25 protein-coding genes are annotated in these 25,966 nt (G+C 66.2%); 15 read left to right on the plus strand and 10 right to left on the minus strand.

Annotated features, from left to right (window positions below; translation table 11 throughout):
- Positions 1 to 85 precede the first annotated feature (85 nt).
- The gene (locus KHP16_RS18235) at positions 86 to 286 is read left to right on the plus strand and encodes a hypothetical protein (RefSeq protein ID WP_211960842.1); all 201 of its coding nucleotides are present in this window, start codon (positions 86 to 88) and stop codon (positions 284 to 286) included.
- On the opposite strand, the gene KHP16_RS18240 is transcribed toward KHP16_RS18235, so the two are convergent.
- A complete protein-coding gene (locus tag KHP16_RS18240) occupies positions 283 to 1,422 on the minus strand; it encodes a citrate/2-methylcitrate synthase (RefSeq protein ID WP_181366220.1) in 1,140 nt (379 codons plus the stop codon). The two genes, KHP16_RS18235 and KHP16_RS18240, sit on opposite strands and share 4 nt — an antisense overlap.
- 127 nt (positions 1,423 to 1,549) lie before the next feature.
- Here KHP16_RS18240 and KHP16_RS18245 point away from each other — a divergent pair, with 127 nt between their 5' ends.
- The 4 genes from KHP16_RS18245 (at position 1,550) to KHP16_RS18260 (ending at position 4,985) form a co-directional block, all read left to right on the plus strand.
- Entirely contained in the window at positions 1,550 to 2,503 is a 954-nt protein-coding gene (locus tag KHP16_RS18245; RefSeq protein WP_121492848.1) for a 2-hydroxyacid dehydrogenase, read from the plus strand.
- A gap of 8 nt (positions 2,504 to 2,511) precedes the next feature.
- Positions 2,512 to 3,198 carry a fumarylacetoacetate hydrolase family protein gene (locus tag KHP16_RS18250; protein ID WP_211960843.1) on the plus strand — a complete coding sequence of 229 codons (687 nt, stop codon included), beginning with the start codon at positions 2,512 to 2,514 and terminating at the stop codon, positions 3,196 to 3,198.
- A gap of 24 nt (positions 3,199 to 3,222) precedes the next feature.
- Entirely contained in the window at positions 3,223 to 3,981 is a 759-nt protein-coding gene (locus KHP16_RS18255; RefSeq protein ID WP_211960844.1) for an SDR family oxidoreductase, read from the plus strand.
- An 80-nt stretch (positions 3,982 to 4,061) separates the two neighbouring features.
- Positions 4,062 to 4,985 carry a Bug family tripartite tricarboxylate transporter substrate binding protein gene (locus KHP16_RS18260; RefSeq protein WP_415831227.1) on the plus strand — a complete coding sequence of 308 codons (924 nt, stop codon included), beginning with the start codon at positions 4,062 to 4,064 and terminating at the stop codon, positions 4,983 to 4,985.
- 12 nt (positions 4,986 to 4,997) lie between these two features.
- Here KHP16_RS18260 and KHP16_RS18265 read toward each other — a convergent pair whose 3' ends face one another.
- A complete protein-coding gene (locus KHP16_RS18265; protein ID WP_211960845.1) occupies positions 4,998 to 5,609 on the minus strand; it encodes a M23 family metallopeptidase in 612 nt (203 codons plus the stop codon).
- A gap of 55 nt (positions 5,610 to 5,664) precedes the next feature.
- Entirely contained in the window at positions 5,665 to 6,561 is an 897-nt protein-coding gene (locus KHP16_RS18270; protein WP_211960846.1) for a LysR family transcriptional regulator ArgP, read from the minus strand.
- A gap of 72 nt (positions 6,562 to 6,633) precedes the next feature.
- Between KHP16_RS18270 and KHP16_RS18275 the strand changes: the two genes are divergently transcribed.
- From KHP16_RS18275 to KHP16_RS18285, 3 genes are all read left to right on the plus strand, one after another.
- The gene (locus KHP16_RS18275) at positions 6,634 to 7,287 is read left to right on the plus strand and encodes a LysE/ArgO family amino acid transporter (protein ID WP_179594559.1); all 654 of its coding nucleotides are present in this window, start codon (positions 6,634 to 6,636) and stop codon (positions 7,285 to 7,287) included.
- Positions 7,288 to 7,486: 199 nt separating this feature from the next.
- Positions 7,487 to 8,209 (plus strand): substrate-binding periplasmic protein, encoded by a 723-nt coding sequence (locus KHP16_RS18280; protein WP_183084836.1) that lies wholly within the window; start codon positions 7,487 to 7,489, stop codon positions 8,207 to 8,209.
- Positions 8,210 to 8,241: 32 nt separating this feature from the next.
- Positions 8,242 to 9,558 carry a GGDEF domain-containing protein gene (locus KHP16_RS18285; protein WP_179594558.1) on the plus strand — a complete coding sequence of 439 codons (1,317 nt, stop codon included), beginning with the start codon at positions 8,242 to 8,244 and terminating at the stop codon, positions 9,556 to 9,558.
- 23 nt (positions 9,559 to 9,581) lie between these two features.
- Here the strand turns inward: KHP16_RS18285 and KHP16_RS18290 are convergent, their stop codons facing one another.
- Complete coding sequence (locus tag KHP16_RS18290) at positions 9,582 to 10,649, minus strand: VWA domain-containing protein (protein ID WP_211960847.1); 1,068 nt, start codon at positions 10,647 to 10,649, stop codon at positions 9,582 to 9,584.
- A 74-nt stretch (positions 10,650 to 10,723) separates the two neighbouring features.
- Here KHP16_RS18290 and KHP16_RS18295 point away from each other — a divergent pair, with 74 nt between their 5' ends.
- From KHP16_RS18295 to KHP16_RS18310, 4 genes are read left to right on the plus strand one after another with little or no spacing between them, the layout of a single operon-like run.
- Complete coding sequence (locus KHP16_RS18295) at positions 10,724 to 11,773, plus strand: S1C family serine protease (protein WP_109584533.1); 1,050 nt, start codon at positions 10,724 to 10,726, stop codon at positions 11,771 to 11,773.
- Positions 11,774 to 11,786: 13 nt separating this feature from the next.
- The gene (locus tag KHP16_RS18300) at positions 11,787 to 12,800 is read left to right on the plus strand and encodes an AAA family ATPase (RefSeq protein ID WP_211960848.1); all 1,014 of its coding nucleotides are present in this window, start codon (positions 11,787 to 11,789) and stop codon (positions 12,798 to 12,800) included.
- Positions 12,778 to 13,845 carry a DUF58 domain-containing protein gene (locus KHP16_RS18305; RefSeq protein ID WP_179594557.1) on the plus strand — a complete coding sequence of 356 codons (1,068 nt, stop codon included), beginning with the start codon at positions 12,778 to 12,780 and terminating at the stop codon, positions 13,843 to 13,845. Before KHP16_RS18300 ends, KHP16_RS18305 begins: the two co-directional genes overlap by 23 nt.
- The gene (locus tag KHP16_RS18310) at positions 13,842 to 14,945 is read left to right on the plus strand and encodes a VWA domain-containing protein (protein WP_179594556.1); all 1,104 of its coding nucleotides are present in this window, start codon (positions 13,842 to 13,844) and stop codon (positions 14,943 to 14,945) included. Before KHP16_RS18305 ends, KHP16_RS18310 begins: the two co-directional genes overlap by 4 nt.
- Before the next feature lie 31 nt (positions 14,946 to 14,976).
- Here the strand turns inward: KHP16_RS18310 and KHP16_RS18315 are convergent, their stop codons facing one another.
- The 4 genes from KHP16_RS18315 to KHP16_RS18330 all read right to left on the minus strand — a co-directional run bounded on the left by KHP16_RS18315 (position 14,977) and on the right by KHP16_RS18330 (position 21,375).
- Complete coding sequence (locus KHP16_RS18315) at positions 14,977 to 16,566, minus strand: GMC oxidoreductase (RefSeq protein ID WP_211960849.1); 1,590 nt, start codon at positions 16,564 to 16,566, stop codon at positions 14,977 to 14,979.
- 8 nt (positions 16,567 to 16,574) lie between these two features.
- Complete coding sequence (locus tag KHP16_RS18320; protein ID WP_244835868.1) at positions 16,575 to 18,602, minus strand: preprotein translocase subunit YajC; 2,028 nt, start codon at positions 18,600 to 18,602, stop codon at positions 16,575 to 16,577.
- Between the two features lie 161 nt (positions 18,603 to 18,763).
- Positions 18,764 to 20,389, minus strand: a complete 1,626-nt coding sequence (gene ggt / locus KHP16_RS18325; protein WP_109584528.1) for a gamma-glutamyltransferase — start codon at positions 20,387 to 20,389, stop codon at positions 18,764 to 18,766.
- 2 nt (positions 20,390 to 20,391) lie between these two features.
- Positions 20,392 to 21,375, minus strand: a complete 984-nt coding sequence (locus KHP16_RS18330) for a Bug family tripartite tricarboxylate transporter substrate binding protein (protein ID WP_211960850.1) — start codon at positions 21,373 to 21,375, stop codon at positions 20,392 to 20,394.
- 122 nt (positions 21,376 to 21,497) lie between these two features.
- Between KHP16_RS18330 and KHP16_RS18335 the strand changes: the two genes are divergently transcribed.
- The 3 genes from KHP16_RS18335 to KHP16_RS18345 all read left to right on the plus strand — a co-directional run bounded on the left by KHP16_RS18335 (position 21,498) and on the right by KHP16_RS18345 (position 23,901).
- Entirely contained in the window at positions 21,498 to 22,430 is a 933-nt protein-coding gene (locus tag KHP16_RS18335) for a LysR family transcriptional regulator (RefSeq protein ID WP_244214853.1), read from the plus strand.
- A gap of 103 nt (positions 22,431 to 22,533) precedes the next feature.
- Positions 22,534 to 23,070, plus strand: a complete 537-nt coding sequence (locus KHP16_RS18340) for a TetR/AcrR family transcriptional regulator (RefSeq protein WP_244835870.1) — start codon at positions 22,534 to 22,536, stop codon at positions 23,068 to 23,070.
- 90 nt (positions 23,071 to 23,160) lie between these two features.
- Complete coding sequence (locus KHP16_RS18345) at positions 23,161 to 23,901, plus strand: SDR family oxidoreductase (protein WP_211960852.1); 741 nt, start codon at positions 23,161 to 23,163, stop codon at positions 23,899 to 23,901.
- A 51-nt stretch (positions 23,902 to 23,952) separates the two neighbouring features.
- Here the strand turns inward: KHP16_RS18345 and KHP16_RS18350 are convergent, their stop codons facing one another.
- Both KHP16_RS18350 and KHP16_RS18355 read right to left on the minus strand, forming a co-directional pair.
- Positions 23,953 to 25,434, minus strand: a complete 1,482-nt coding sequence (locus KHP16_RS18350) for an ImmA/IrrE family metallo-endopeptidase (protein WP_211960853.1) — start codon at positions 25,432 to 25,434, stop codon at positions 23,953 to 23,955.
- Positions 25,431 to 25,877 carry a hypothetical protein gene (locus tag KHP16_RS18355; RefSeq protein ID WP_211960854.1) on the minus strand — a complete coding sequence of 149 codons (447 nt, stop codon included), beginning with the start codon at positions 25,875 to 25,877 and terminating at the stop codon, positions 25,431 to 25,433. The genes KHP16_RS18350 and KHP16_RS18355 overlap by 4 nt, the downstream gene beginning before the upstream one ends.
- Positions 25,878 to 25,966: the final 89 nt, after the last annotated feature.

Raw genomic sequence — 25,966 nt, forward strand, 5'->3', positions numbered from 1 at the left:
GATTTTCCGTGGCGATGGACATGGACGAACTTACCCGGCGTCCACGCGTCCTACCTTTTTGTTCGCAGTTGCCCTTCAGAACGCCATGAAAGACACCACAGGAAGCCACCCCCTGCGCGCCGACGGCCGTGCCGGCCGGGTTATCGCGGCCATCGCCACGACATTGACAGTGATCGCCGTGCTGGGCGCCGTCAGCGGTTGCGCATCGCGCCCGGACAATAGCCAGTCCGGCATCAGCGTCTATGGCGTCGTCGATGAAGGCGTCAGCCTCACACGCGATCGCTAGTCCCGGTGGACGCCGGCCCTCTCCGGCATGGTCCCCACATACCGCCCACGCGGACGGATGACCTGCGCGATGCCGAGTTGTTCGATGCTGTGGGCCAGCAGCCCGATGCTGCGCGCCGTGGCGAACATGCCGAAGGCGGCATCGTCGGGCAGCCCGTGATGCATCACGAGCGCCGCCAGCGCGACGTCGATGTTGGGCTGCAACCCGGTGAGTTCGGTCGCCTTGTCGATGAAACGCGCGATCACCTCGGGTGGCTCGAAAAGCGCCAGCAGCGCCGCCGCGCGCGGATCGCCATCGGGGTACAGGTGGTGCCCGAAGCCCGCGAACGGCTGGCCCGTCGTCAGATGGTGGGCAATCACCTGATCTTCCCCACGCCGCTCCACCTCGCTGAACAATGCCCGCACGCGGCCCGACGCGTCGCCGTGCAAGGGACCGGACAACGTCGTCAGCCCCGACAGCAGGCATGCCGGCAGCGACGCGCCGTTCGATGCCGCGATGCGCGCCGCGAAGGCCGAACTGGTCAGTTCGTGATCCACCAGCAGGACCATCGCGGTCCGCAGTAATTCGGCGACCTTCGCGGGCTGCTTCCAGCCCTGCGCGAAACGCAGATGCAGCGGCTGCCGGCCCGGCTGCGCGCCGAATGCATTGGCCAGTTGTCCAACGAGGCTCTGCCCTTCCCCATGCAGCACGCGGGTCGTGCGCCCGTGCGTCGAATGCCCGGTCGCCGCGAGCGTCGCCAGCGATGTGAAGGCGGCCACGCGGCCCGGCTGCGCGACGCGTACCGCCGACGACAGATCGACGGGCGACTGGGCGCTCCATAGCCATTGCGCCGCTTCTTCCAGCGTGGCGGACGCCGCCATCGTCACGGCATCCTGCCCCCGGTAGTACAGCCGCTCGCGCACGAACGTAGAGATCGACGTGGGAATGCTCGGCTCCGCGCCGAACAGCGTGTTCGCCGCGAGCGTCTCGTGCTTGCGTCCCGCCTGCTTGCGCCGCGCGAGCGTCGCCACGTCCTCGGCGCGATAGAGGCTGCGCCGCGTATCCGCGGGGTCGGACGTCACCTCCAGCTTGCCGCGGCTCACATACGCGTAGATCGTCTGCGGCCGTACGCCGAGGCGCTCGCAGGCCTCGTCCATGGTGATCCAGGTCGCCACCGGCTTCACTCCATCATCGATTTATGTTGATTTTATAGATCAATATTGCTTCATCAATCAAGTATTACATACCATGGAGTCAACCTTCAACGCGAAACGGCCAGCACACATGAAGCCGCAGATCCTGCAACTCAATCCCATCCTCATTCCGGCGATCAACGACGAACTCGCCGCCCTCTATGAGGTCCACAAGTTTTTTGAAATCGCGGATCAGGCGGCGTGGCTCCAGACGCACGGCGCATCGATCGAGGCCGTGATCACGGGTGGCCATACTGGTATCTCTCGCGCCATGCTCGAGCAGTTGCCTTCGCTCAAGGTGGTGGCCGTCAATGGCGTCGGCACGGATGCCGTGGACCTCGCGTATTGCCGCGAGCGCGGCCTGCCTGTGACCGCGACGTTGGGCGCGCTGACCGAAGACGTGGCCGATCTGGCCATCGGCCTGCTGATTGCGGCCTGCCGCAACATCTGCGCGGGCGACCGGTTCGTGCGCGATGGCCAGTGGGAACTGCATCCGTCGCCGAGCGCGATTCCGCTCGCGCGCCGCTTCAGCGGCATGAACGTCGGCATCGTCGGCATGGGCCGCGTGGGCCGCGCCGTCGCCACGCGCGCCGCCGCGTTCGGTTGCCCGATCCGTTATACGGACCTCGCGCCGATGGCAGACGTGCCGCACGCATTCGTCGCGGACCTGCGCGACCTCGCGCGTGCGAGCGATGCGCTCGTGCTCTGCGCGGCGGCTGACAAGGCGGAAGGCATCGTCGACGCCGCGGTGCTCGATGCGTTGGGACCGCGCGGTTTCCTCGTCAACGTCGCGCGGGGCCGGCTGGTCAACGAAGCGGATCTTGCCGAGGCCATCACGGCAGGCCGTATCGCGGGCGCCGGCCTCGACGTGTTCGTCGATGAGCCGCGCGTACCGCTCGCCCTGCGCCAATCCGATCGCACCACGCTGCAGGCGCACCGCGCAAGCGCCACGTGGGAGACCCGCACCGCGATGGCGCGCATGGTGCTGGACAGCGTGGCGCAGGGTCTCGCGGGCCAGCGTCCCACGATGAGCCTGACCACGTGAACGTGGCAATGGACTACGTCTTTCCGCCCGCCCCGCAGATCTCGCTTGCGATCGACGGCAGCGACGCGCGCTTCCCAGTGACACGCGTGTTCTGCATCGGCCGCAACTATCGCTGGAGTCCCGACGAAGCCCGTCCTTCGAAGATGCCGGCCTGGTTCATGAAGCCCGCGACGGCGGTGGTGCCCGCGGAAGGCGCACTGCCGTATCCGCCCGACACGGCGGAGTTCTGCCACGAAGTCGAACTCGTCGTCGCCATCGGCCGCGGGGGACGCGATATCGATGCCATCGACGCGGCCTCGCATATCTGGGGCTACGCGGTGGGACTCGACATGACGCGGCGCGACCTGCAGCAACTCGCCAGGCGCGCGGGCGATCCGTGGGAGCCGTCGAAGGCGTTCGACTGTTCGGCGCCCTGCGGACCGATCGTGCCGGTGGCGACGTGCGGCCATCCGCGCGCGGGGTCAATCCGGCTCGCGGTCAACCGGGTCCCGCGTCAGCAGGACGATCTCTCTGGCCTGCTATTTCCCGTGCCGGAGCTCGTCGCGATGCTGTCGCGATCGGTGACGCTGATGCCCGGCGATCTGGTCTTCACCGGCACCCCCGTGGGCGTCGGCGCACTGCAATCCGGCGACGTGATCGACGCCAGCATCGGCGGCATTGGAGAAGTATCGATGACCGTGACCGCCCCTGAATAAGACATCCCACACAGGAGACAGCTCTTGAATGCATCCCGAAAGATCGCCCTCGTGACCGGTGCCGGCAGCGGTGTCGGCCGCCTCACCGCGCTGGCGCTGCTCGACGACGGCTGGACCGTCGTGCTCGCGGGCCGCCGCCCCGAGCCGTTGCAGACGCTCGCGGCCGAAGCAGCCGAACGCGGACAGCATGCGGTGGCAATGCCGACCGACGTGACGGACCCCGGCAGCGTGCAGGCGTTGTTCGACAACATCGAAAGCGAGTTCGGCCGCGTGGACGTGGTTTTCAACAACGCCGGTGTCAATGCGCCCGCGGTGCCGATGGACGAACTGCCGCTGGACAAGTGGTTCAACGTCATCAACACCAACGTCACGGGCGTGTTCCTGTGCGCGCGTGCCGCGTTCGGCCTCATGCGCCGGCAGTCGCCGCAGGGCGGCCGCATCATCAACAACGGCTCGATCTCGGCGCATACGCCGCGCCCGTTCACGGCGCCGTACACCGCGAGCAAGCATGCGGTCACGGGCATCACCAAGGCGCTCGCGCTCGATGGCCGTGCCTACAACATCGTCGCCAGCCAGATCGACATCGGCAATGCGCTGACGGAATTGTCGGAGCGCATGACGCGCGGCGTGCTGCAGGCCAACGGCACCACGGCGCCGGAACCGATGATGGATGCGAAGCACGTGGCCAACGCAGTGCGCCATATGGCCTCGCTGCCGCTCGAGGCGAACGTGCTGACGATGACCGTGATGGCCAGCAACATGCCGTTCGTCGGCCGCGGCTGATTCACCCAATCAAAATACATAAGGAGACAACAATGACGATCCACAAGCTGATCAAGACCTTTGCCGCGGGTGCGGCGTTCATGGTGGCGGGCGTGGCCCTCGCGCAGAACTATCCCACGCGTCCCGTGACGATCATCGTCCCCGCGCCCGCGGGCGGTGGCATCGACCTGATCGCGCGCGTGGTGGGGGAGAAGCTGTCCGTGAAACTGGGCCAGCCGTTCATCGTCGAGAACCGCCCGGGCGCTTCGAACAACCTCGGCACCGCCGTGCTCGCCAACGCCAAACCCGACGGCTACACCATCGGCATCGTCGCGGGCAGCCACAACACCAACAAGTTCCTGTTCAAGAACCTGGGCTGGGATCCCGAGAAGAGCTTCGAGCCGATCGTCTACACGCACGAGATTCCGCTCGTCTTCGCGGTGTATCCGAAGCTGCCGGTGAAGACGCTGCCGGAGCTCGTCAGCTGGATGAAGGCGAACCCGGCCGAAGCGAAGGTCGCGACGTCGGGACGCGGCAGCGCTCAGGAAATGGCGGCCGAGATGTTCCGCATGGATAGCGGCGCGCCCGTGCTCCTCGTGCCGTACAAAGGTTCGTCGGCCGCGCATCCCGACCTGATCGCCGGCCGCACCGTGCTCTATATCGATACCGTCAGCGCGATCGCGGAACAGGTCAAGTCCGGCAACGTGCGCGCGCTGGCGGTGTCGACCAGGACGCGCTCGAAGGCATTGCCGAATGTGCCGACCGCGGAGGAACAGGGGCTGAAGGGGTACGCCGCGAATACCAACGGCGGCTTCCTCGCGCCCGCGGGCACGCCGAAGGACATCGTCAACAAGCTGAACGCGGAGATCAATGCCGCACTGAAGCTGCCGGAAGTCCGCAGCAAGCTCGAGGCCGCTGGCATCGAGGTGCAGGGCGGCACGCCCGAGCAATACGCGGCCGTGATCAAGTCCGACCTCGCGAAGTGGGGCAAGGTCGTCCGGGAAGCGAATATCCAGCCAGAATGACGAACGATTCGGCTATCGGGGCGAGGCGGCCGGCCGCGCGTCGGACGCGTTCCTGAGCATCGGATACGGGTTGATCGCGCCGCCCGCCGCATAGATGCCGTAGTGCAGATGCGGGGGCGTACCGCGCGCGTTGCCCGTGTCGCCGACATAGCCCAGCACTGTGCCAACGGCTACGCGATCCCCCGGGCCGACGTCGCCATGGCGTTCGAGGTGCGCGTAGTAATGCATCTGACGGCCCGGCCCCATGACCCACACGACGTTGCCGCCGAGCGTATTGGTGCCCGTGCGCGTCACGATGCCTTCGGTCGCCGACAACACGGGGCGGCCCCGCGTTGCGAAGATGTCGATGCCCTCGTGCCGACGGCCGCCCGATCGCGCGCCGCCCCAGGTGTCGCGCAACGCCTGACGCGACACGCCCTGCACGGGCACGGGCAACGCTGTGGGCGCGGGCAGGCTGGCGAGCTGGCCCGCGTAGATGACACGGTCGATCGCCGGCTTTACCCACGGCCATGCCACCCACACGATCGCTACGATCGTCGCGGGTACGCTCCAGCGCGATAGTCCGCGTGACGGCGGTACGGCCGTGGGACGGGTGTCGTCCCGGGGCGAAGGCGGTTCGGTCATGCAGGTGTGATCGCCGCATGCGCTGGAAATTCCCCCGAAGCCGCACAACGCGCCGCTATGGCGGGAGCAGCATCGCGCGCGCGGCGGCCATGACCTCCCGGCTCAGCCCGTCAAGCAACGCGGAGGCCGCGCGCGCGTGCTGCCAGTACAGCGGCACGTCCAACGGGGCATCGGGCAACAGCTCCACCAGGGAGCCGTCCGCCAGGTGTCCGGCGATCAGCGCTCGCGGATGCAGGCCCCACCCCATCCCCTCCACGGTGGCGACCACGAACGCGTGCGTCGACGGCAAGGTATGCCGCGGCAATTCGACATCGCGGTGGCACAACCGCCGGACCCAGCGCGACTGCAGCGCGTCCTTGACGTTGAACACGAGGCTCGGCGCGCGCGCGAGCGAGCCGGCGCCAACGCCGTCCGCGAAGTACCGCGCGACGAAGGCCGGGCTCGCGGCCGCGACATAGCGCATCGCGCCGAGCGGCTGGCTGTTGCATCCGGTGACGGGCCGCGCCGTGCCCGTCACCGCGGCCATGACCGCGCCGCTGCGTAGCCACTCGGTCGTGTAGTCCTGGTCGTCGACGGCCACCTCCATGAGCACCGGATGCGCGGCGGCGAATCTTGCGAGGGCCGGCGCGACCCAGCTCGCGAGGCTGTCCGCATTGACGGCCACGGGCAGGGCAACGCGAGTCACCCCTTCCGGGGCGAGCGCGGGCAGCGTGCCTTGCAATTCCTGCTCGAGCAGCCGCACCCGATCGACGTGCTGGCATAAGCGGCGCCCGGTCTCGGTCGGGCGGCACGGCTGGTCGCGCACGACCAGCGCACAGCCGACGCGCTCCTCGAGCAGCCGGATTCTCTGCGAGATCGCGGACGGCGTGACGTTCAGCGCGCGGGCAGCGCGCTCGAAGCTCCCCTCGCGGATCACTGCCGCCAGCGCGGACAGGGCAGCGTAGTCCAGCATCGTTAAGCCCACCTAATGTCGATGAAGACAAGATAGTTTGTCTTCATTCAGGAAGACGGGCAAGCTGCGCGCATGGACTCGATTGCACTTTCTATTCCTTCCCCCTCGCTAGCCGTGTTCGCGCAAGGCGTGGCGCTGAGCTTCGGCCTGATCGTGGCGATCGGCGCGCAGAACGCCTTCGTACTGCGGCAGGGGCTGCGGCGCGAACACGTGGGCTGGATCGTCGCGTTCTGCGCGGCAGCCGACGCATTGCTGATTGGCGCCGGTGTGCTGGGTATGGCACAAGCGCTCGGCGAACGTCCGGCCCTCGCGCGATGGCTGGCGTTCGCCGGGGCGGCATTTCTCGCCGTGTATGGCTGGCGCGCGCTGCAACGCGCGCGACACGACCAGCGGCTGGAGGCGACGGAAGCGCGCGGCGGCGTCAGCCGTCGCGCGGCGCTCGCCCAGGCGGCGGCGTTCACGCTGTTGAACCCGCACGTATATCTCGACACCGTGTTGCTCGTCGGCAGCATCGGCGCGCAACAGGCGGCGACGCTGCGCATCTGGTTCGTCGCGGGAGCGAGTGCGGCCAGCCTGTGCTGGTTCGGCATGCTCGGGTTCGGGGCGCGCTGGCTCGCACCATGGTTCGCCCGCCCGGTGGCCTGGCGCGTGCTCGATGCAATCATCGGGGTGACGATGTTCGTGCTGTCGGGCCTGCTGATGCGGCAGGCCATCGCGGGCGTTTAGGCGAACGCTTCAGTTTGCTCAATTTCGTTCTGACTTTGCCGTTAAAGCTCCGCAGGGGCTGACTGCGGGGAACCCGTGTTGCGGGTGTGCGCAGCAGAGCACTCAACGCATTCTGCGCCGCATCACCATGGATATTCATCGCTTCCGCCCGCGCCGCTTTGCTGCCGTCTTCGCTGCCGTCGTTGCAGGCTCCCTCACCTTGTCTTTGTGGTTCTCCATCGCAACCGCGTCAGCGGCGGAGCCCATCACCATCGTCCTGTACTCCGAATCCGGCCAGCGGCCCCTGTCGTTCGAAGACAACGGCGTGCCCAAGGGCGCCTATGTCGAGAACCTCAAGCGCGTGCTCAAGCGGATGCCAGAGTACAAAGTGCAGATCCGCTTTGCCTCGTGGGCGCGCACGGTAGAAGAAGCGCGCAACGGCAATGCGGCGGGCATCCTCGGCGTCTACTACCGCCCCGCCGAGCGCCCTTTCCTCAATCATTCCAAGGCCTTCTATACCGAGGAGGTCGCGGTGCACTGCAATCGCGATTCGATCGAAGGCCGGACTTTCCGGACCTACCCCGACGACTTTGCCGGACTGCGCTTCGGCAATCAACGCGGCTACCTCGCTCCGGGCAAGCCTTTCTTCAACATGGTGGCCGCGGGCAAGATCGAGCTCGTGCAGGGTCACGAGTTCCACGACCTGGTCAAGAAGATGCTGGTTCAGGAGATCGACTGCGTGGTCAACCCGAGCGTCGTCATCAACGAGGCGCTGATCACGCTGGAGGCGCAGGGCATTCCCGAACGCATGCGTTACAAGTCCCGGCGCGTGCTGACGATCAAGAACGAGACCGTGCATATCGGCTTCAGCAAGAAGTACGAGGAATCGCATCCGGAGCTGGCCCGCTTCCGGCAGTTGTTCGACAAGGCCGTGGATGAATAGAATGCTGACCTGACTCCCGAGATCGCGCTTTCATGCCACTGCTGCCGCCGGTTCGTTCGATCCGGAACAGGATGATCGTCCTGTTTATCGTTGCCACGACCACGACGCTGGGGGCATTCGCCGCGCATCGGCAATGGCAGTTGCGGCAGGATCTGGAGCAGCGCTTCGAACGGACGCGCGTGGAGGTGACGGACGGCCTGCGGCAAAGCCTGGCCGGTCCCGCCTGGGCACTCAACGTCGATATCCTGCGCACCGCGCTGGAGGCCACGCTGATCCACCCCGAGGTCACGGGCGCGTGCATCTATTCGCCGGATGGGCAGGAGATCTACGCGGAAGTGCATCGGCCGGCCATGCACGCCTCGGCCTGCTCGGCCACGCGCACGCACGATGTGCTCAGCGAGGTGACGATCTATCCGCCGGACGACATCGACGCCGATCGTCGCGCCCAGCCGATCGGCAAGGCGATTATCCGCTTCACGCGCGACAACATGCGGCAGGCCCTGCGCGCCGCCATGGTGCAGGGCCTGACCGAGGTAGTCGCGATCGATGTGGTGCTGGTGCTGCTGCTCACGTTTGGGCTGCGGATGGTGTTCGGCCCGCTGGAGCATCTGCGCACGGCGCTGTTCCGGCTTGCCTCGAGCCAGGGCGACCGCCTCGACGAACTGTCGCGGCTCGGGCGTACCGAATTCGACAGCGTGATCGACGGCTTCAACCGCGTGTTGCGCCGGCTGCAGGCCACGCAGGCCGAACTTGTCGAAAAGAACCGGCAGCTGGAAGTCGTCTCCAAGACCGACCAGCTGACGGGTGTGTTCAACCGCCGCCATCTGGACGAGGTACTGAACAGCGCGCTGGCCTATACACGCCACGACGGCATGCCGTTCTCGATCATCCTGCTCGACGTCGACCGCTTCAAGTCGGTCAACGACACCTACGGGCACCAGGTCGGCGACCGCGTGCTCGTGGAGATCGCGCGCTGCATCCTCGAGGTCAAGCGCGTCACCGATACCGTGGGCCGCTGGGGCGGCGAGGAATTCCTGCTGATCTGCGCGGACACGAACCTCGACGATGCCGTGCGCTTCGCGGAAACGTTGCGCGACGCCATCGCCACGCGCACGTTCTCCGTCACGGGGCAGATGACGGCCAGCCTCGGCGTCGCATGCGTGCAGGACGGCGACACGATCCACGGCACCATCTCGCGCGCGGATCAGGCCCTGTACCGCGGCAAGGAACGCGGACGCAATCGCGTGGAGTATGCGCCCGCGCTGGAAGAACCTCCTGCGGAACACGCGGACGATACGCCGTTCGGCGACGCCTCCGGCAAGCGGGTCGGCGACCCCATCACAGAGTAACGCCGTCCCTCGGCGATCCGCCGTCAGCGCCGGAACCAGAGAATCGATAACGTTCCGGCCAGAACGAGCAGCAACACCGCGCCGGCCGCGAACAGCGCGCTGACTTCGGTCTCCTTGCGCTCGAGCGCAAAGCGCGCGGTAAGCTGGCGGTAGACCTTGCTGAGATCCGAGGCCGAGCCCGCCTGGAAATACTCACCGCCCGTCATGGTCGCGACCGCGCGCAGCGCGGGTTCGTCGAGCTGCATGAAGTAGGACAGGCTATTGTCGCCGCCGGTCACGCCCTGCGGCGAACCGAAGCCCACGGTATAGACACGCACGCCACGCTGGGCGGCCATGCGCGCGGCCTCGATCGGATCCGGACCCGTCGTCCGGCGGCCATCGCTCAGCAGGATCACCGCGCCATGCCGATAGGAACCCGGCTCCGCTGCCGGCCGTTGCTGCTGGCGCTTCCGCGCCGCATCCGCCGCCGCGGCCTCGTCGAGGGAGCCCGTCCGGTTGCCGCGCTCCCATGCGGTGCCGCCGTTGAACAGGATGTTCTCGAGGTCGATTCCATCGTCCGGAAACAGCACCGCCAACGCCTGGATCAAACCGCTGCCTGTCGCGGTCCCACGCTGTAGCTGGAAGCGGTCGAGCGCATCGAGCATATCTTGCCGATTGTTCGTCGGGGGCTGCACGACGGTGGCGGTCGTCGCAAACGTAACAATGCCCAGCCGGACACTCGAAGGCAGCCCAACGATCAGATCGCGCGCGGCCTGCTGGGCCGCAACGATGCGGGACGGCGCCACGTCCGTGGCTTCCATGCTGCGTGAAGTATCGACGGCCAATACCAGCGTGAGCACATCAGCAGGCAATGTCACGGTCGCGCTGGGCCGCGCGCACGCAAGAATCGCGGCGGTCAGTGCGAAAAAGAAAAGGAGAGGCGGGATGTGGCGCCGCACACGATGGCGGGGACCTAATGCAGCGCGCGGCAGCGCAAGGCTGGCATAAAGCAGCGCGATCTTTTTCCGCCGCGCGAGCAGATAGACGTAGGCCGCTGCCAGCAACGGAAGCGCGAGCAGCAACCAGAGCATTTGCGGCCAGATAAACTGCATGCCCTGCTCCTTGGCGCGTGGACAAGAGGATGGTACTGTATTTTTGAAAGCGGTACGGGACGTCGGAGGCTGCAATGAAGCGGGTGACGGTCTACGGATGGATCGCGGTGTCGATCGCACTGGTGTTTGCTGCCGGTGTGGGGACCGTCTGGCTCGCGCAGCCCAAGCCCCGTGTGCTCACGCAGGCGGACATCGATGCAGCGGTCCTGCATACGCTGACAACGAAGAGTCTGCCATCGCGCACCGCGCGCGCCGCCGAAGCGGTGCGCGAATCGGTCGTCGAGATCCGCGGTTACTCCCCCTCCGAGAAGACCCTCGCCGCCGCCGCGGCACCCAATTCGCCCAACGCCCCCCCCAAAAAAGCGGAGAAGCAGGACCCGAAGCGCAAGCCGGATAAGAAGGATTCCGGACAGGACCGCGCGGGCAAATCGGCCAAGCCACCGCCGCCCGGACCCTCCCGCCCCGACGAACTCGCGAAGGATCCCGCACGCGATGCCACCAGGGATCCCTCCGGTGGCAAGGACAAGTCCAACGACCGCCGCAAGGACGCGACCGGACCCAAGGGCGCGCCCGCGGGTGACGACGAGCCGAGCCATATCGGCTCTGGCGTGGTCGTGACCGAGAGCGGTACCGTCATCACCAACTATCACGTCGTGGCGGGCGCCCGGCGCCTGGAAGTGCGTTTTCACGACGGTTATGTGGCCGAGGCCACAGTCGTACAGGCGATTCCCGAAAAAGACCTCGCCATCGTCAAGCCGATGTCGATTCCCGACGACCTGCCCGCGGCAACCCTCGGTTCCAGCCGCGACCTCGCGCCGGGTTCGGAAGTGGTCGCCGTGGGTTTTCCGTTCGGCATCGGCCCATCCGTATCGGCTGGCGTGGTGTCGGGCCTCGATCGCGAGTTCATTTCGCCGGACAGCAAGGTCAAGCTCGACAAGCTGATCCAGTTCGACGCGGCGGCCAATCCCGGCAATTCCGGCGGGCCGCTCGTCAACATGAACGGCGAAGTGGTCGGCATCGTCACCGCCATCCTCAACCCCAGCCAGAGCGGCACCTTCATCGGCATCGGCTTTGCGATCACGATCGAAAGTGCAGGCGGTTCCCTCGGATCTTCCCCTTTCTAAGACGCGGAGGCCTATGAACGACCAAGCCCGTGGTGCTGCGGACAGCGCCAACATGATGGAGCGCCTGCTGTTCGAGGTAAAACGCGTCGTGGTCGGTCAGGACCACTTTCTGGAGCGCGTGCTCGTGGCCATGCTCGCGGGCGGCCACCTGCTCGTGGAAGGCGTGCCGGGGCTCGCCAAGACGCTGACGGTGAACACGCTGGCGCGCACGATGAGCGGGACGTTCAAGCGCATCCAGTTCACGCCGGACCTGCTGCCTGCCGACCTGATCGGCACGCGCATGTACAACCAGGGCACGGGGGAGTTTTCCACCGTGCGGGGGCCGGTGTTCGCCAACCTGCTGCTCGCGGATGAAATCAACCGCGCGCCAGCCAAGGTCCAGAGCGCGTTGCTCGAGGTCATGCAGGAAAAGCAGGTGACGATCGCCGGTGAGACGCACCGCGTGCCCGCGCCGTTCCTCGTCATGGCCACGCAGAACCCGATCGAAACCGAAGGCACCTATCCGCTGCCGGAGGCGCAGGTGGACCGCTTCATGATGAAGGTGCTCGTCGGCTATCCGAGCGAGGAAGAAGAGGTCGTCATCGTCAATCGCGTGACGGGCCCGCGCATGAACGTCGGCGCGATCGCCACGCCGGAATTGCTGGCAGAGCTTCAGGACGAGTGCCGCCGGGTGTACGTGGACCCGGGTCTGATCCAGTATGCGGTGCGCGTGGTCGCGGCCACGCGCAAGCCCAGCGCGTATGGCCTCGAGGACATGGACCGCTACGTGACGTTCGGCGCGAGCCCGCGCGCGACCATCGGTCTGATCGAAGGCGCCCGCGCGCTGGCCTACCTGCGCGCGCGGCACTATGCGCTGCCCGAAGACGTGATCGACCTCGTGCCCGACGTGCTGCGCCACCGGCTTGCTCTCTCGTACGAGGCGATGTCCGATGGGATCACGGCGGACCAGCTGATCGCACGCATCCTCAAGGTGCTGCCCGTTCCCGAACGCCCGTTGGAATCCCATGTTCGGGCGGCTGCGCGGTAAGCGCCAGCGCGGCGCGGAGGCCGCGCCCTCTTCTGCCGCGCCCTCGCCGTCAGGCGAGCGCGCCGGGCTCGGTTCCGGCCATACCGATGCGCTGGTACGGCGGCTGGAGTGGACCGTCGTGCGGCGGCTCGATGGGCTGCTGCAGGGCGACTACCGGACGCTGTTCCGGGGCTTTGGTCTCGACCTTGCCGATCTGCGCGAATACCAGCCAGGCGACGATGTCCGCCATATCGACTGGAACGTCACCGCTCGATTGCAGGTGCCGCACGTCCGCGAGTTCCAGGAAGACCGCGAGGTGTCGGTCTGGTTTCTGCTCGACCTCAGTGGGTCCATCGGCTTCGGCTCCGGCGAGGTGAGCAAACGCGATGTGCTCGGCGATTTCACCACGGTGATGGGGCTGCTGCTGACGCGCTATGGCAACCGCGTAGGCGCGGTGCTCTATGGTGGATCGAGGGGGGCGGACAAGAACGCCGGCAAGCGAGACGCCCCCCGGCACGAGCCGAGCGCCGCCGTGATCCCCGCGCGCGCGGGCCGCCGCCATCTGCTGCACATGATCGACCGCATGCATGCAACGCCCGCCGCATCGCCGGGCGACACGCAATTGCGCGACCTGCTCGATCGCGCGCGGGGCGTGGCCACGCGACGCTCCGTGATGTTCGTCGTCTCCGATTTCATCAGCACGCCGGGCTGGCAGGCCGCGCTCGGCACGCTCGCGCGCCGCCATGAAGTCGTGGCCGTGCGGCTCGTCGACCCGCTCGAGACCGCCATGCCGGACCTCGGCCTCGTGGTGCTGCAGGATGCCGAGACCGGCGAACAGCTGTTCGTCGACACGCACGACCCCGCCTTCCGCAAGCGCTTTGCAGAGGCCGCCGAAGCGCGTGAGGCGGAACTGCGCCAGGGGTTGGCGCGCGCGGGCGTGGCGTGCCTCGAGCTGTCGACATACGCGCGGCTCGACCTCGCGTTGCTGCACTTCGCACGGCAGCAACAGCACCGCCAGAGCGCGAGCCGCGTCAACGCCGAGACGCTCGCCAAGGGAGCCGCGTGATGGACGCCATCGACCGTCTTCCGGTGCTCAGCTTCCTGTGGCCCAGCATGCTGTGGCTGCTCGCGCTGGTGCTGCTGCTGGCGGTGGGATACGTCTGGCTCGACAAACGTCGGCGGCGGACAGCCATCGCCTATCCCGCGCTGAAGACGATCGGACCCGCGCAGACATCGGGCGCGGGATGGCGGCGCCACGTGCCGCCGGTGCTGGCGCTGCTCGGGTTGACCTCGCTCGTCGTGGCCATTGCACGCCCGCAGGCGATCATGACCCTGCCTTCGCGCATCGAGACGGTGATCCTCGTCATCGACCTGTCGGGCAGCATGCGCGCGCAGGACGTGAAACCGAGCCGCATTCGTGCCGCGCAGCAGGCCGCGAAGGTCCTCGTGGATGCGCAGCCCTCGCGTGTCAGCACGGGCGTGGTCGCCATGGCGGGTACCGCGGCGCTCGCACAGGCGCCGAGCCGCCACAAGGACGAGGTCGCCACAGCCATCGACAAGCTTCAGCCGCAGGGTGGCACCGCGCTTGGCAATGGCCTGCTTATCGCATTGACTGCACTGCTGCCGCAACTGAACAACGATGCCGCGCGGATGCTCAGCGATGACGATGACGCGATTCCGGTCCGGAAGCCGAAACCGGCGGCGAACGGCGCCGCTGGCGGCTCGGGAAGCAACGCGGGTCCGCCGCCCGAGGCCGCGCAGCCCGGCTCCTACGCGGCGGGCGCCATCGTCCTGTTCTCCGACGGCGAGAGTAACGCCGGACCGGCGGCATTGCAGGCCGCGCAACTGGCGGCCGAGAACGGCGTGCGCATCTACACCGTGGGCGTCGGCACCACCGACGGCGTCGTGCTCAAGGTCGATGGCCTGTCATCCCGCGTCAAGCTCGACGAACAGGCGCTGAAGCAGGTGGCCGATGCCACCAGCGGCCAGTACTTCCGACTCGAGGATGCGAGCAAGCTGACGCAGGTGTATGAGGCCCTGCATGCCAGGCTCTCGCTGGGCAAGCGGGACCAGATCGAAGTCACGGCGTTCTTCGCGGCATTGGGCGCAATCCTCGCCACGATCGCCGGCATGCTCTCGCTTTGGTGGTTTGGCCGCGTACTGTAGCCGGGTCCCGCATCGCTGCGGCCTGCGCTGGTCAATGCAGCATTAGCGCGACATTACGTTCGGCCAGCGCGGCAATCGTGCGCGATGGGTTGAGCCCCAGCGCGCGTGGCACGATCGCGCCGTCCATTACGTACAGCCCGTCATAGCCAAACACACGTCCGCGCCCATCGACGACGCCATCGGCCGGCGACGCGCCCATGTTGCAGCCGCCGAGCGGATGCGGCGTGACGAGGTTGCGCAGCACGGTCCACGTCGGCGGCACATGCACCCGGCCGCCGGTGGCTTCCGACAGCATGCGATGCGCCGCGATCATGCTCTCGATCACCGGTGCCGAGCCACGATACGACCATGACAGGTTCAATGCGCGCCGCCACGGCGCATACCACTTCCGCCGCAGCAGCAGTTGCCCGTCGCCGGGCTCCAGCGCCTGGCCGAACCACGGCATCATCGTCTCGAGCGGATCGCCGTCCGACACTATCGCGCCCAACTCCCGCCAGAAGCGTCGCAGCTTGCCGCGAGGGGACCTGCGGATCCTGTCGTGGATGAAGTTGTGCGCGAGGTCGGGAATGCCGCCATCCTCGACGAACAGTGACTGAAAGCCGGGCCCCGCGCGATCGAGCAGATCGATCACGCAGGAGATGGTCACGCCATGCGACGGCGACACCCGCCGGTCCGGATAAAACGCCGGCGTGACGAAATCCCCGTTGTGCGCCCACCCGAATCCCAGCCTCGGCGAGAGCCCACGCAGCGTGCGATGTTCGTCCCGGCAGCGCAGCAGCAGTTCCGTGCTGCCGATGGACCCCGCGGCGAGCAACACGCTTGTGCCCGTCACGCTGCCCGGTATCCGTGCGTGCGTGCCGGTCTCCAGCCGCTCGAAATGCACGCGCCAGCCCTTTCCGAGCGGCTCCAGCTTGTGCACGAGATGCAGCGGCCAGATCTCCGCGCCATACGTTCTGGCGACGGCCAGGTAATTGAGGTCGAGCGTGTTCTTCGCGCTGACCTGGCAGCCGATATCGCAGTTGCCGCAATGCACGCACGTGCCCTGCATCTTGCCGTGCGCGTTGACGAATGCGACCGAGTGGCGATCCGCGCGCGCGTCCGGCAGATTCGGCGACCAGTTGGGCGAGAAGCTCACCGCCAGCGGGAGCTTGCGAAAGCGATCGCCCCAGCCGCATCGTTCGGCCGCCTCGCGCATCAGCCGCTCTCGCGCGCTTTCCTGCCCCACGGGTACGGTCTGCACATCGAGCATGCGGCCGACTTCTTCGTAGTACGGCTGCAGGACCTCGTACGTGATCTCGGGCGGCCAGCCGCGCAGGAACACCTCGGGCTTCGCTTCGACAGACACGTTCGCGTAGATCAGCGAACCGCCGCCGACCCCGGCGCCGGCGATGACCCACACATCGCGGAACGTGCGAAGGTCCGCCCAGCCATTGAAGCGATGCGGATACGCCTGATCCCATAACCACGGCGCGTCCACGCCGCGGGGGTATGTACCTGGCGTCCATTCGCGGCCACGCTCCAGCACCAGCACCTTGCGCCCCGCCTGCGCGAGACGGCAGGCGGAAACCGCGCCGCCGAAGCCGCTGCCGATGACGATCGCGTCGTAGTCGCATGCACTCATGGCGGCACTCAATGTGGGGGTGGACGAAGGATCTCGATCGGCGGCTCGATCAGCCGCACGCTTGCCGGGGGCGATGGCTCGCCGTTCTCGGGTACGAAACGCGGACCATGATCGCCGGGCTGCACGCGCAAACGCCACGTGCTCTGGATCTGCGTCAGCACCCTGGCGCCGCGCCCCAGCGTCCATCGCTTGCAGACGCGTTCGAGTTTCAGCGGATAGACGGTGAGCCGGTCGTCTTCGAAGCGCATGCGCAGGAAACACTTGTAGTCCTCGATGCGCTGGGAGGAGAACACTTCCTCCGCATGCAGACCCCATGCCCGGTTGGTCAGCACCATCCACACACCGAACAACAGACCGCCCAGCGTGCCCCCAAGCACCAGCGTCTCGGCGACGAACAATGCGACCTGGCGGAGATCGTCGGCACCCAAGCCGAGTCGGTACAGGTTGACGCGCCCCATCAGCCAGAACACCGCCACTGACAGTCCAACATGCAGCAGCCCATGCACAGCGCCAGCGAGAAACGCCAGATACGTCGCGCGCTTGACGCCCGACGCCGACAGCGCGCCGCACCAGCCGACGATCGCCAATACGTACACGACCGACCCGGGACTATGCGCAACCGCCCAGAACACCTGTCGCCATGCCTCCCCCGCATCGCCGATCGAGGGCGGCAGATCGGCGAGCACCTCCATCACGCTGCGCCCGCCGCGCATGGGGCTCGGCACCTTGCTGGCGCTTTGCACCATCCAGATCCATAACAGATACAGCACGGCCAGCACGCCGCACAGGGACAGATTGCGGGTGGGCAGCCGCCATGCGCGGTCGCGCAATCGCCTGGAGGTGGGCTTGTCCGGATACACCGCCGCGAGCGTGTAATGCTGCTTCACGCCCGCCACCGTGATGGGCTTGGGCGGATCCGGCAACGCATGCGTGCCGTGCAGGAACGCGCCCCCGCCCCCGCACGTGATGCGCTGGGGCGCCTGCATGCCCGCCTGCGTGGCGCGCAGCGGAGCGTAGCGCGCATAGTGATGCGAATCGCCCGCCAGCACGAGCGCGAGGTGCTCGCCGAGCAGTACCTCGATTTCCCGCAGGCTCCGGAAACGCGGCGTGAGCGTTTCGATGGACGGCAACGCCTTGCGTCCTTCGCGCTGGACGCGCTCGGCCTCGTCCACCCAACTCGGTTCCGGCGTGCACACCACGACGCGATCCCCGGATTGCAATGCCTTGCGCATTTCGTTGAAGTAGTCGCGCTGCGGACGGTCGATCGCCGACTCCAGTTGCAGATCGAGCCCCCATATCCACCACCCGGGCCGAACCTTCAGCGCGTAGTAACTCGTGCGCTGCTTCGTGACCCATCGGCCCACGGGCTTGCCGTTGCAGAACAACTGCGCAAACCCGCGCAGCCCGTCGTACCAGTCATGATTGCCGGGGGTCGCGAGCATCCACGGCGCATCCGGGATCGCGATGGGCGCTTCCGGATCGCTGGCCGGCGCGTCGGACACGGGTGCCGGCGACGCCGCGCGGAAGGGATCGAGGAAGCGCGTGCGATAGCCATTGCGCGCGGGCGTCGGATAGACCTGATCGCCGCCGAGCAGCAGCACGCGGCTCGCGGGCAGCGTGCGCGGCACCGGTTGCGCGATCGTCACGGGCTGGCTCACGCAGAGCGCCATCGAGTAAGTGGAATCCCATCCGTCGCCGGTGTCGGCCAGATAGTCGATCCATACGCCGCCCTTGTCGGGATCGTAGGGATCGTCCGGATCGCCGGTAGCGGCCACCTCCTGTGGCACTTGCAGCGGCGGATTGCTGGCAACCGGCATCAGTGCCGCCTGCACTTCGCGCGGATCGGCGAAAGCACCGAGCGTCGTGGCGACGGCCGTGCGCAATCCCGTGCGCGCGAGTTGCAGCGGGCCTAGCCAGTTGACCATCGGCTCCTGGGTATAGAGCTCGATGCGGCCGTTGGTCGCCGCCGCACCGTTGCCCGCGTGAGCAGCGGCCGGTGCTACGACGTTGCCCACATCGATCGTGTCGTCAGCCACCGTACGGCCCCCCAGCGACTTGTCGCTCCAACTGCGCCAACTGCACCGTGAATGGAGTGATTCATAGTGTATGACGCGCAAAATAGCAAACCGCGCGTGGGCAAGGCACCACGCGCGGCTGGGGTTGTACCAAGGGATTCCCGTCAGATGCTGACGGGTGGCTAAGCGATGTCCGCGGTGGAATACGCCACACCGTCGCGTCCCGGGTCCGCACCGCCTTCGAGCATCGCGCCGACAATGCGGATCGCATGCACCCACGCGATCGTGTAGTTGTACGGATTGCGAATGACCTCGTAGCCGGTCTTCTCCAGTTCCCGCGCCACCGATCGCGGAATGCGGTTGCTGATGTCGATCGCATTGCTCGTCGACGAGAAGCGCGGCATCGAGACGGCCTGCTGCATCGGCATGCCGAAGTCGACCACGTTCATGATGGCCTGCAACACGCCCATCGCGATCTGCGTGCCGCCGGGCGCGCCGAGCACGATCTCGGGCTTGCCGTCGCGGAACACGATGGTCGGGCAGGAGGACGTGAAGCGCCGCTTGCCCGGCGCGATGCTGCCCGCGCGGCCGGGACGCGGGTCGAACACGCCCATGCAGCCGTTGTACATGAAGCCGAGACCCGGGGTAATCGCGCCCGATGGCATGGCGAGCGAGTGCGTCAGCGACACGCAGTTGCCGTCGCGGTCCACCACGGAGAGATGCGTGGTGTCGCGCGGCACGACGTGGCCGGGGTTCACGCGCGTCACGGCGACACGCTCGCCCGCGCGCACCGCCGCGGCGGTGCGGTCCGCCCGCGCATCCGACAGCAGGTCCGCAAGCGGCACGTCGACGAATTCGGGATCGCCGATATGCAGGTCCTTGTCCACGGTGGCCTGCTTCATGACTTCGCAGACGATGCGCATGTACTCCGGCGAATTGTGCGCCATCGCGCCGATGTCGAAACGTTCCAGCGCATGGAGCATCTCCAGCAGCATCGCACCGCCGCCGGGGGGCTGGTTCGTCGTCACCACGCGATCGCGGTATTTGCCCACGAGCGGCTTCTGCCGGATCACGCGATAGGTCTCGAGGTCCTTGCGCGTGAGCAGGCCGCCATGCGCGCGCATATCGGCATCGATGCGGTCCGCGATCGCGCCGCAATAGAACGCATCGGCGCCGGCTTGCGCGATTTCCGCGAGCACCGACGCATAGTCGCCGTTGACGATGGGCATGCCGATGGTCTTCGGTTGCCCATCGTCCTTGCAGTAGATCGCCCGGCCGGACGCGCTGAAAGCCAGCCGCTCGCGGTTGCTCGCGCGGCCGAGCGTCGCGTCATCGTTCCAGAACGCGTACATGCCAGGACGCACGAAGTAGCCGTCGCGCGCCCACGCGATGGCGGGGGCCACCACTTCCGCCCACGGCAGGCGGCCGTGCGCGGCGTGCATCGCTTCGAGACCGCGCAGCGTGCCCGGCGTGGCGATCGATTGATAGCCGATGTCGTTGACGCGGTCCTTGATGAAGAAACCGAAGCCGTCGCGCGCCTCGCCTTCGAGCATATCCGCCCACATGTCGGGCCGCGCGCTGCCGGGCGCGGTGGCATGGAAGTCGAAGTACTCGTGCACGGCGCCTTCGGGCTTGTACACCACGCCCGTGCCGAAGCCCGCGATGCCACACATCAGCGGGTCGACCACGGTCTGCGCCAGCGCGCAGGCGACCGCCGCATCGACCGCGTTGCCGCCCGCCCTGAGGATCTCGACGCCCGATTCCGCGGCCTCCGGCTGCGGGCACACCACCATTCCGGTCTCGTACATGGTCAGTTCGCCTTGAATTCGATGTTTGCGATGGCTTCCTGCACCTTGGCGGTATCGCGCGCCGTCAGTTGCATCAACCGTTCCATGGGGCCGGGCATGGCCACCACCTGCATGGTCTTGAGCTTTTCGAGGGTGGCCTTGTCCGCCAGGAATCGCTGCGTCGAGGCGTGCAGGCGCGTAAGCACTTCAGGCGGGGTGCCCGCCTTCGCGGCCACGCCCATCCAGCCGAGATCGTCGAAGCCGACGAGGCCGAGTTCCGAGGCCGTGGGGACATCGGGCAGATCGGCGGCGCGCTTGGGCGCGAACTGCACCAGCGGCACGAGTTTGCCGGCCTTGATTTGCGGCATGGCCGATCCCATCACCGGCGCCATGACCTGCGTCTGGCCACCGACCGTGGCGACGATGCCATCGGGCTCGCCCTTGTAAGGGATATGTGTCAGGCGGATGTTCTGGTTCTTCTGGAACAGCTCGACGACCACGTGCGTGGAATTGCCCGCGCCCGACGAAGCGAAATCGATCGCGCCCGGTTTCGCCTTGGCGGCGGCGATCAGGTCGGCGAGCGTGCGATAGCCGGTCTGGGGGTTGGCGACCAGCACGAACGGCACCGTGGTGAGCACGGCCACCGGCGTGAAATCCTTCTCGGGCGAGTAGCTCAGCGGCGCGTAAGCGAACTTGTTCAGCACCATCTGCGACACGCCGGCCAGGAATAGCGTGCAGCCGTCGGCCGGCTGCGCCAGCACCGACTTGGCCGCGATCACGCCGCCCGCGCCCGCGCGGTTCTCCACCACCACGGTGGAGCCGATGTCGCGCCCGACGTATTCCGCCCACATGCGCGCGAGCGTATCGGTGCTGCCGCCGGCCTGCTGCGACACCACCAGCTTGATCGGCCGCGTGTTGCCGGGCTCGCCGCAGGCCATCGCCGCAGCCGATGCACTGATAGCGAGCACCGTCGCCAGCAGTTTCCCCACAATGGAGATTTTCCTCATGTCGTATCCTTCTTCGTGTGCGGTAGTATTCGATTGCCATGCGGCCGCAGGCGCGACAATATTGGCGCGGTGGCGAAGGAACGGCCAGTGAAATGTTCCGAACCAAGTATGAGTAAATACTCATGGATCAGTCTCCCGACACCGTGGCATGGGCTCGGCGGCTGCGCATGCGCCACCTTGAATCCTTCCTCGTCCTCAACGAGGCGGGCACGCTGACGCTGGCGGCAGAGCGATTACATATGACGCAGTCCGCAGTCTCGCACTGGCTCAGCGAGATGGAAGACCTCGTGGGCGCGAAGCTGGTCTTACGCGGCAAGCGCATGACACTGACGGCGGCCGGCGAGGCGGTACGAAAGCTTGCCCTGCGGGTGCTGGGCGAAGTCAGCCGGACGAGCGACGAACTGGTGTCGCTGGCCAAGGGCGATGTTGCGCGGCTCCATATCGGCAGCGTGACCGCGGGCGTGGCGCATCTGATCCCCCGCGCGATCGTCGCGTTTCAGGCGCGGCATGCCGACGTGGCGTTTCAGGTCACGGAGGGGACGTTCAATGTCTTGCTGAGCCGGCTGGAAGAACGCGAGTACGACCTGATCGTCGGGTCGATCGATGCGCGCGCGTATGGCCCGCACCTCGAACATGAGGTGCTGTTCGCCGACGACATCGCGATCGTCGTCAGTCCGGACCACCCGCTTGCCCGAGCGGCGGCGGTGTCATGGGCGGACCTGTACCAGTATGCATGGGTGATGCCTCCACGCGAGACACTGATGCGCGTGCGGCTCGACACCACGCTGCTGGAACGCGGCGGCGCGGGCATCAAGCCGAGCATCGAGACGGGATCGGTCGTCGTCCTAGAGTCCGTCGTGCGCGGCAGCACCTATATCGGCGTCTGCTCCGCGGCGATTGCCCGCCACCTTGCCAGCCTCGGCCTGGTCACCGTATTGCCCATTGCCGACGTCGGCTCGTTTGGACCAGTGGGCGCGGTGTGGCGCCGGGGTGGGCAGAACGAGACCATGGCAAACTTTTTGGCATTGTTGAGGGCCGAGGCGTCGGCACGGTGATCCGCCCCGTCATTTATTATTGACACATCAGTCCATAACAACTATCTTTCGATCCATGGTGAGACCAAGAGAATTCGATCGGGACGCCGCGCTGGCCAGCGCCATGACGCTCTTCCGTCAGAAGGGCTTCGCCGCGACGTCCACGGACGACCTGCTGAAGGCCATGGGTATCGGCCGGCAGAGCATGTACAACGCGTTCGGCGACAAATGGCAGCTCTATCTGGAGGTCTTGCGAACCTACCAGCAGAACATGCTCGGCGCGCATCTGACGCGGCTCAATGGCAAGGCATCGCCGCTCGAGGGCATTCGCGACCTGCTGAACGGGCTGGTACCGGTGGATGACGCGCTGCGCAAGCTAGGCTGTCTCGGCGTAAGCGCGGTGGGGGAGTTCGGTACCAGCGAGGCGGAGCTCGGCAAACTGGCGCAGACGGTATCGCAGGCGCTGGGCGCGCGCCTTGCCGAACGGATTCGCGAAGGGCAGGCCATGGGCGAGATCGACGCGCGCATCGATGCCGCCGAGGGGGCGGCATTCGTGCAGACCACGATGACCGGCTTCCAGGTTGCGGCCCGGGCGGGCGCCGGCGTTGCGGATATGCGGCGGCTGGCGGATTTTGTAGTAGGGAGACTCGCGGCCTCCTGAAGCTTCTCAAGCGTCGGTGGTTCCCGGTGGGAACGTCGCCGGCATTTTTTTGCCGTGTTATGGACTAATCAATCAATAACTGGAAATCCCATGCAACAGACACCTTCCCCCGCGCGCAAGGCCGCGCTCGTCTTCGGCGGCTCGCGCGGCATCGGCGCGGCAACGGTCGAGCGTCTCGGGAAAGACGGGTTCGCCGTCGCATTCACCTATGTATCGAGCCCGGACAAGGCACAGGCACTGGTCGAGCGCGTCACGGCGGCAGGCGGCGAGGCGTTCGCGATTCGCGCCGACAGCGCCGATCCCGCCGCCATCCGCGATGCGGTCGCGCAGGCCGTGGCACGCTTCGGCACGCTGAGCGTAACCGTGATCAACGCGGGCATTTTCCGCATGGCGACCGTCGATGCAGTCAGGCTGGAGGACCTGGACGCGATGCTGGCTGTGAACGTACGCGGGGTCTATCTGTCGATTCAGGCCACGGTGCCGCATCTGCGCGACGGTGCGCGTGTCATCACGATCGGCAGCAACGTGGCGCTGCATACCCGCACACCGGGATCCAGCGTCTATCAGATGACCAAGACGGCCGTCGCCGGCATGGTCAAAGGCATCGCCCTCGACCTTGCGCCGCGCGGCATCACCGTCAACAACGTGCAGCCCGGCCCCACCGATACCGACATCAACGCTGGCGCTACGGAGATCCTGGCCGGCATGAGTCCCCTCAAGCGCGTAGCCGAACCGTCGGAGATCGCGGGTCTGGTCTCCTACCTGGCAGGGGATGACGCCGGGTTCGTGACGGGGGCAAGTCTGACGATCGATGGGGGATGGACGCTGTAATTGGTGGCGCTGGTAGCGACGTACGGGGATCGGCCTGCGGGGCAGCATGGCTTACAAGCCTCTCAAGCGCTCCCTTTCGTTGTCCCCGATGAGATCGACGTTGTAGAGGTGTTCGACCAACGCCGAGTATCCGATGCCCGCCTCTTTCGCCAACTGAGCGATCTTGACTTGATCGACCCCATCGAGACGCTTCGCAAGCGAGGCGTTCGACGCCAGGAACATTGCTGCGAATGCATTGGCGCGTTTCTCGGTTCTCGCCGGTGCCCAAGGTCCACTGACATGCGAAATCTTCCGGGCATGCGTGCGATCAAAAAGGATATGGCACAACTCGTGCGCCAACGTGAACCGTCTTCCCGCCGTATTGGCGTTGAAGGCGCTCTTCGTATTGACCATGATCGCCGGCGAAAAGCCACTGCCCGCGACGGCGACGCCCCTGACAGAATCCGTAGCGAGCTCGACGTCCTCGATCGCAATCCCCAAACAATCGAGAATGTGTTGAATATCGACGAATAGTTGGTTGGCGGGAATACCCAGTTCGTCCCGTACCTCCTCCGCTAGCCTGTATCCCTCCTCGTAGGGTGGGCACCACAACTCCACTTCCGGGTTTCCTGTGATCTCATGAAGCACGCCTTTCTCAATTCCGCCGCGATATCGGTGGAGAAACTGGACAAGGCGATTCACGTCGCATTCTTCGATCGCGACGTTGATGCCACCGAACATCAGCACGGCGGCGTCCAGATGCTCGATCGCGGGGATGTCATCAACGAGGTTCAGCTCATGCTCCAACGCCATGTCGCGACGGGCATCGGTGAGCATGCTCTGAATGCTTGTCCCCACATGGCGCACCTCGAGTTCACTGACTGGCGTGCGCCGGAGCTTCAGAAAATCGCTGCGAAGCAACGCGACGCGCGATGTGTCTGCTTCCGATTGCGTGATGGCGGTCGTTGTCGCCCAATCGAGAAATTGCCATAGGGGCTCTGCAACGGCGCGTACCGGGAGCAACGCATATCCAGGCCGTAGCGCGAGTAGAAATCCGTCCGGTGCAAACGAAGGCTGCCTGTCGAGCCACGAAATCTCGATGTCGTCCGCCATCCGGCGAAAGTAGACGTCCGGATATAGCGCACTGGCGTCCGCCGCGCGAAGTGAATGACGGCGCCACCAATCCTGCGTTCGCTTGTACAGCGCAAGGTGGTGCGGATCGGACGATGCAATGGCGCGCTCCAATGCAACGAACGTCGCGGCTGCGGCCGGTTCGCCCGACTTGTCACTCCACGCGTAGCCTTGCTCATGCAATAGCCATGTCCATGACTGGATAAGCCATTCCAATATTGGAGACAAATACCAAGACAGATGGTCTCGCGTCGCATCTCCAAACCGATTTTCTGTCAGGACTTGATGGCCTACGGTAATCCGCAGGTCCGCTGTCGACCAGCCTTCCTCCAGCGGCAGACGAGACCGCTCCTCGATGTCACTCGTCCATCGCGCTGCGATTTCGAATCGGTCTGGTGAACCAAAGGTTATGAATTCGTTCATGCGACATCACTGGTCAAGGCCCAATGGAGATCTCCGGCGCCGGCCGGTCGGTATAGCCGAAGATCGCGCTTGGACACTTTCCCTTCCTCTCGCCACGAGCGCAGAATCTCCGCCGGCACGCTTTCCCATGGAATCGGGTAGCCATGCCACGTCTCATCACCGCTGAGCTTCGCCTCGAACGCAATGCCATTCGCCGTAGCAAACCGTCTGCGGCCATTCTGCCATTCGATGGATGCCTCGAACATGCGATGTGCTGCCGTCATCGTCCAGTCGTGCTGGAAAGGATCGCCCGCGTAGCCCCCTGACTCGACTCGATGGGTCCACTCCGGGCAAAGTGTGCCCTTACGCGTCTCGATCGGCCGGTTTTTGTGCTTTTGCGAGCCGCGATATGGAGATGTTCTTGCGCGGCATTCCGCCGAACCTTTGTCATCAGCTTCGTTCATCGTTATTGCAAAGGCAAGACTTCAACCGCACCCGCACGGTGACCGCCCTCTTCGAACGCAATCACATGTGCAACCGCAGTCAGTGTATC

It is taken from the genome of Cupriavidus plantarum (assembly GCF_905397285.1).
Classification (GTDB): domain Bacteria; phylum Pseudomonadota; class Gammaproteobacteria; order Burkholderiales; family Burkholderiaceae; genus Cupriavidus; species Cupriavidus plantarum.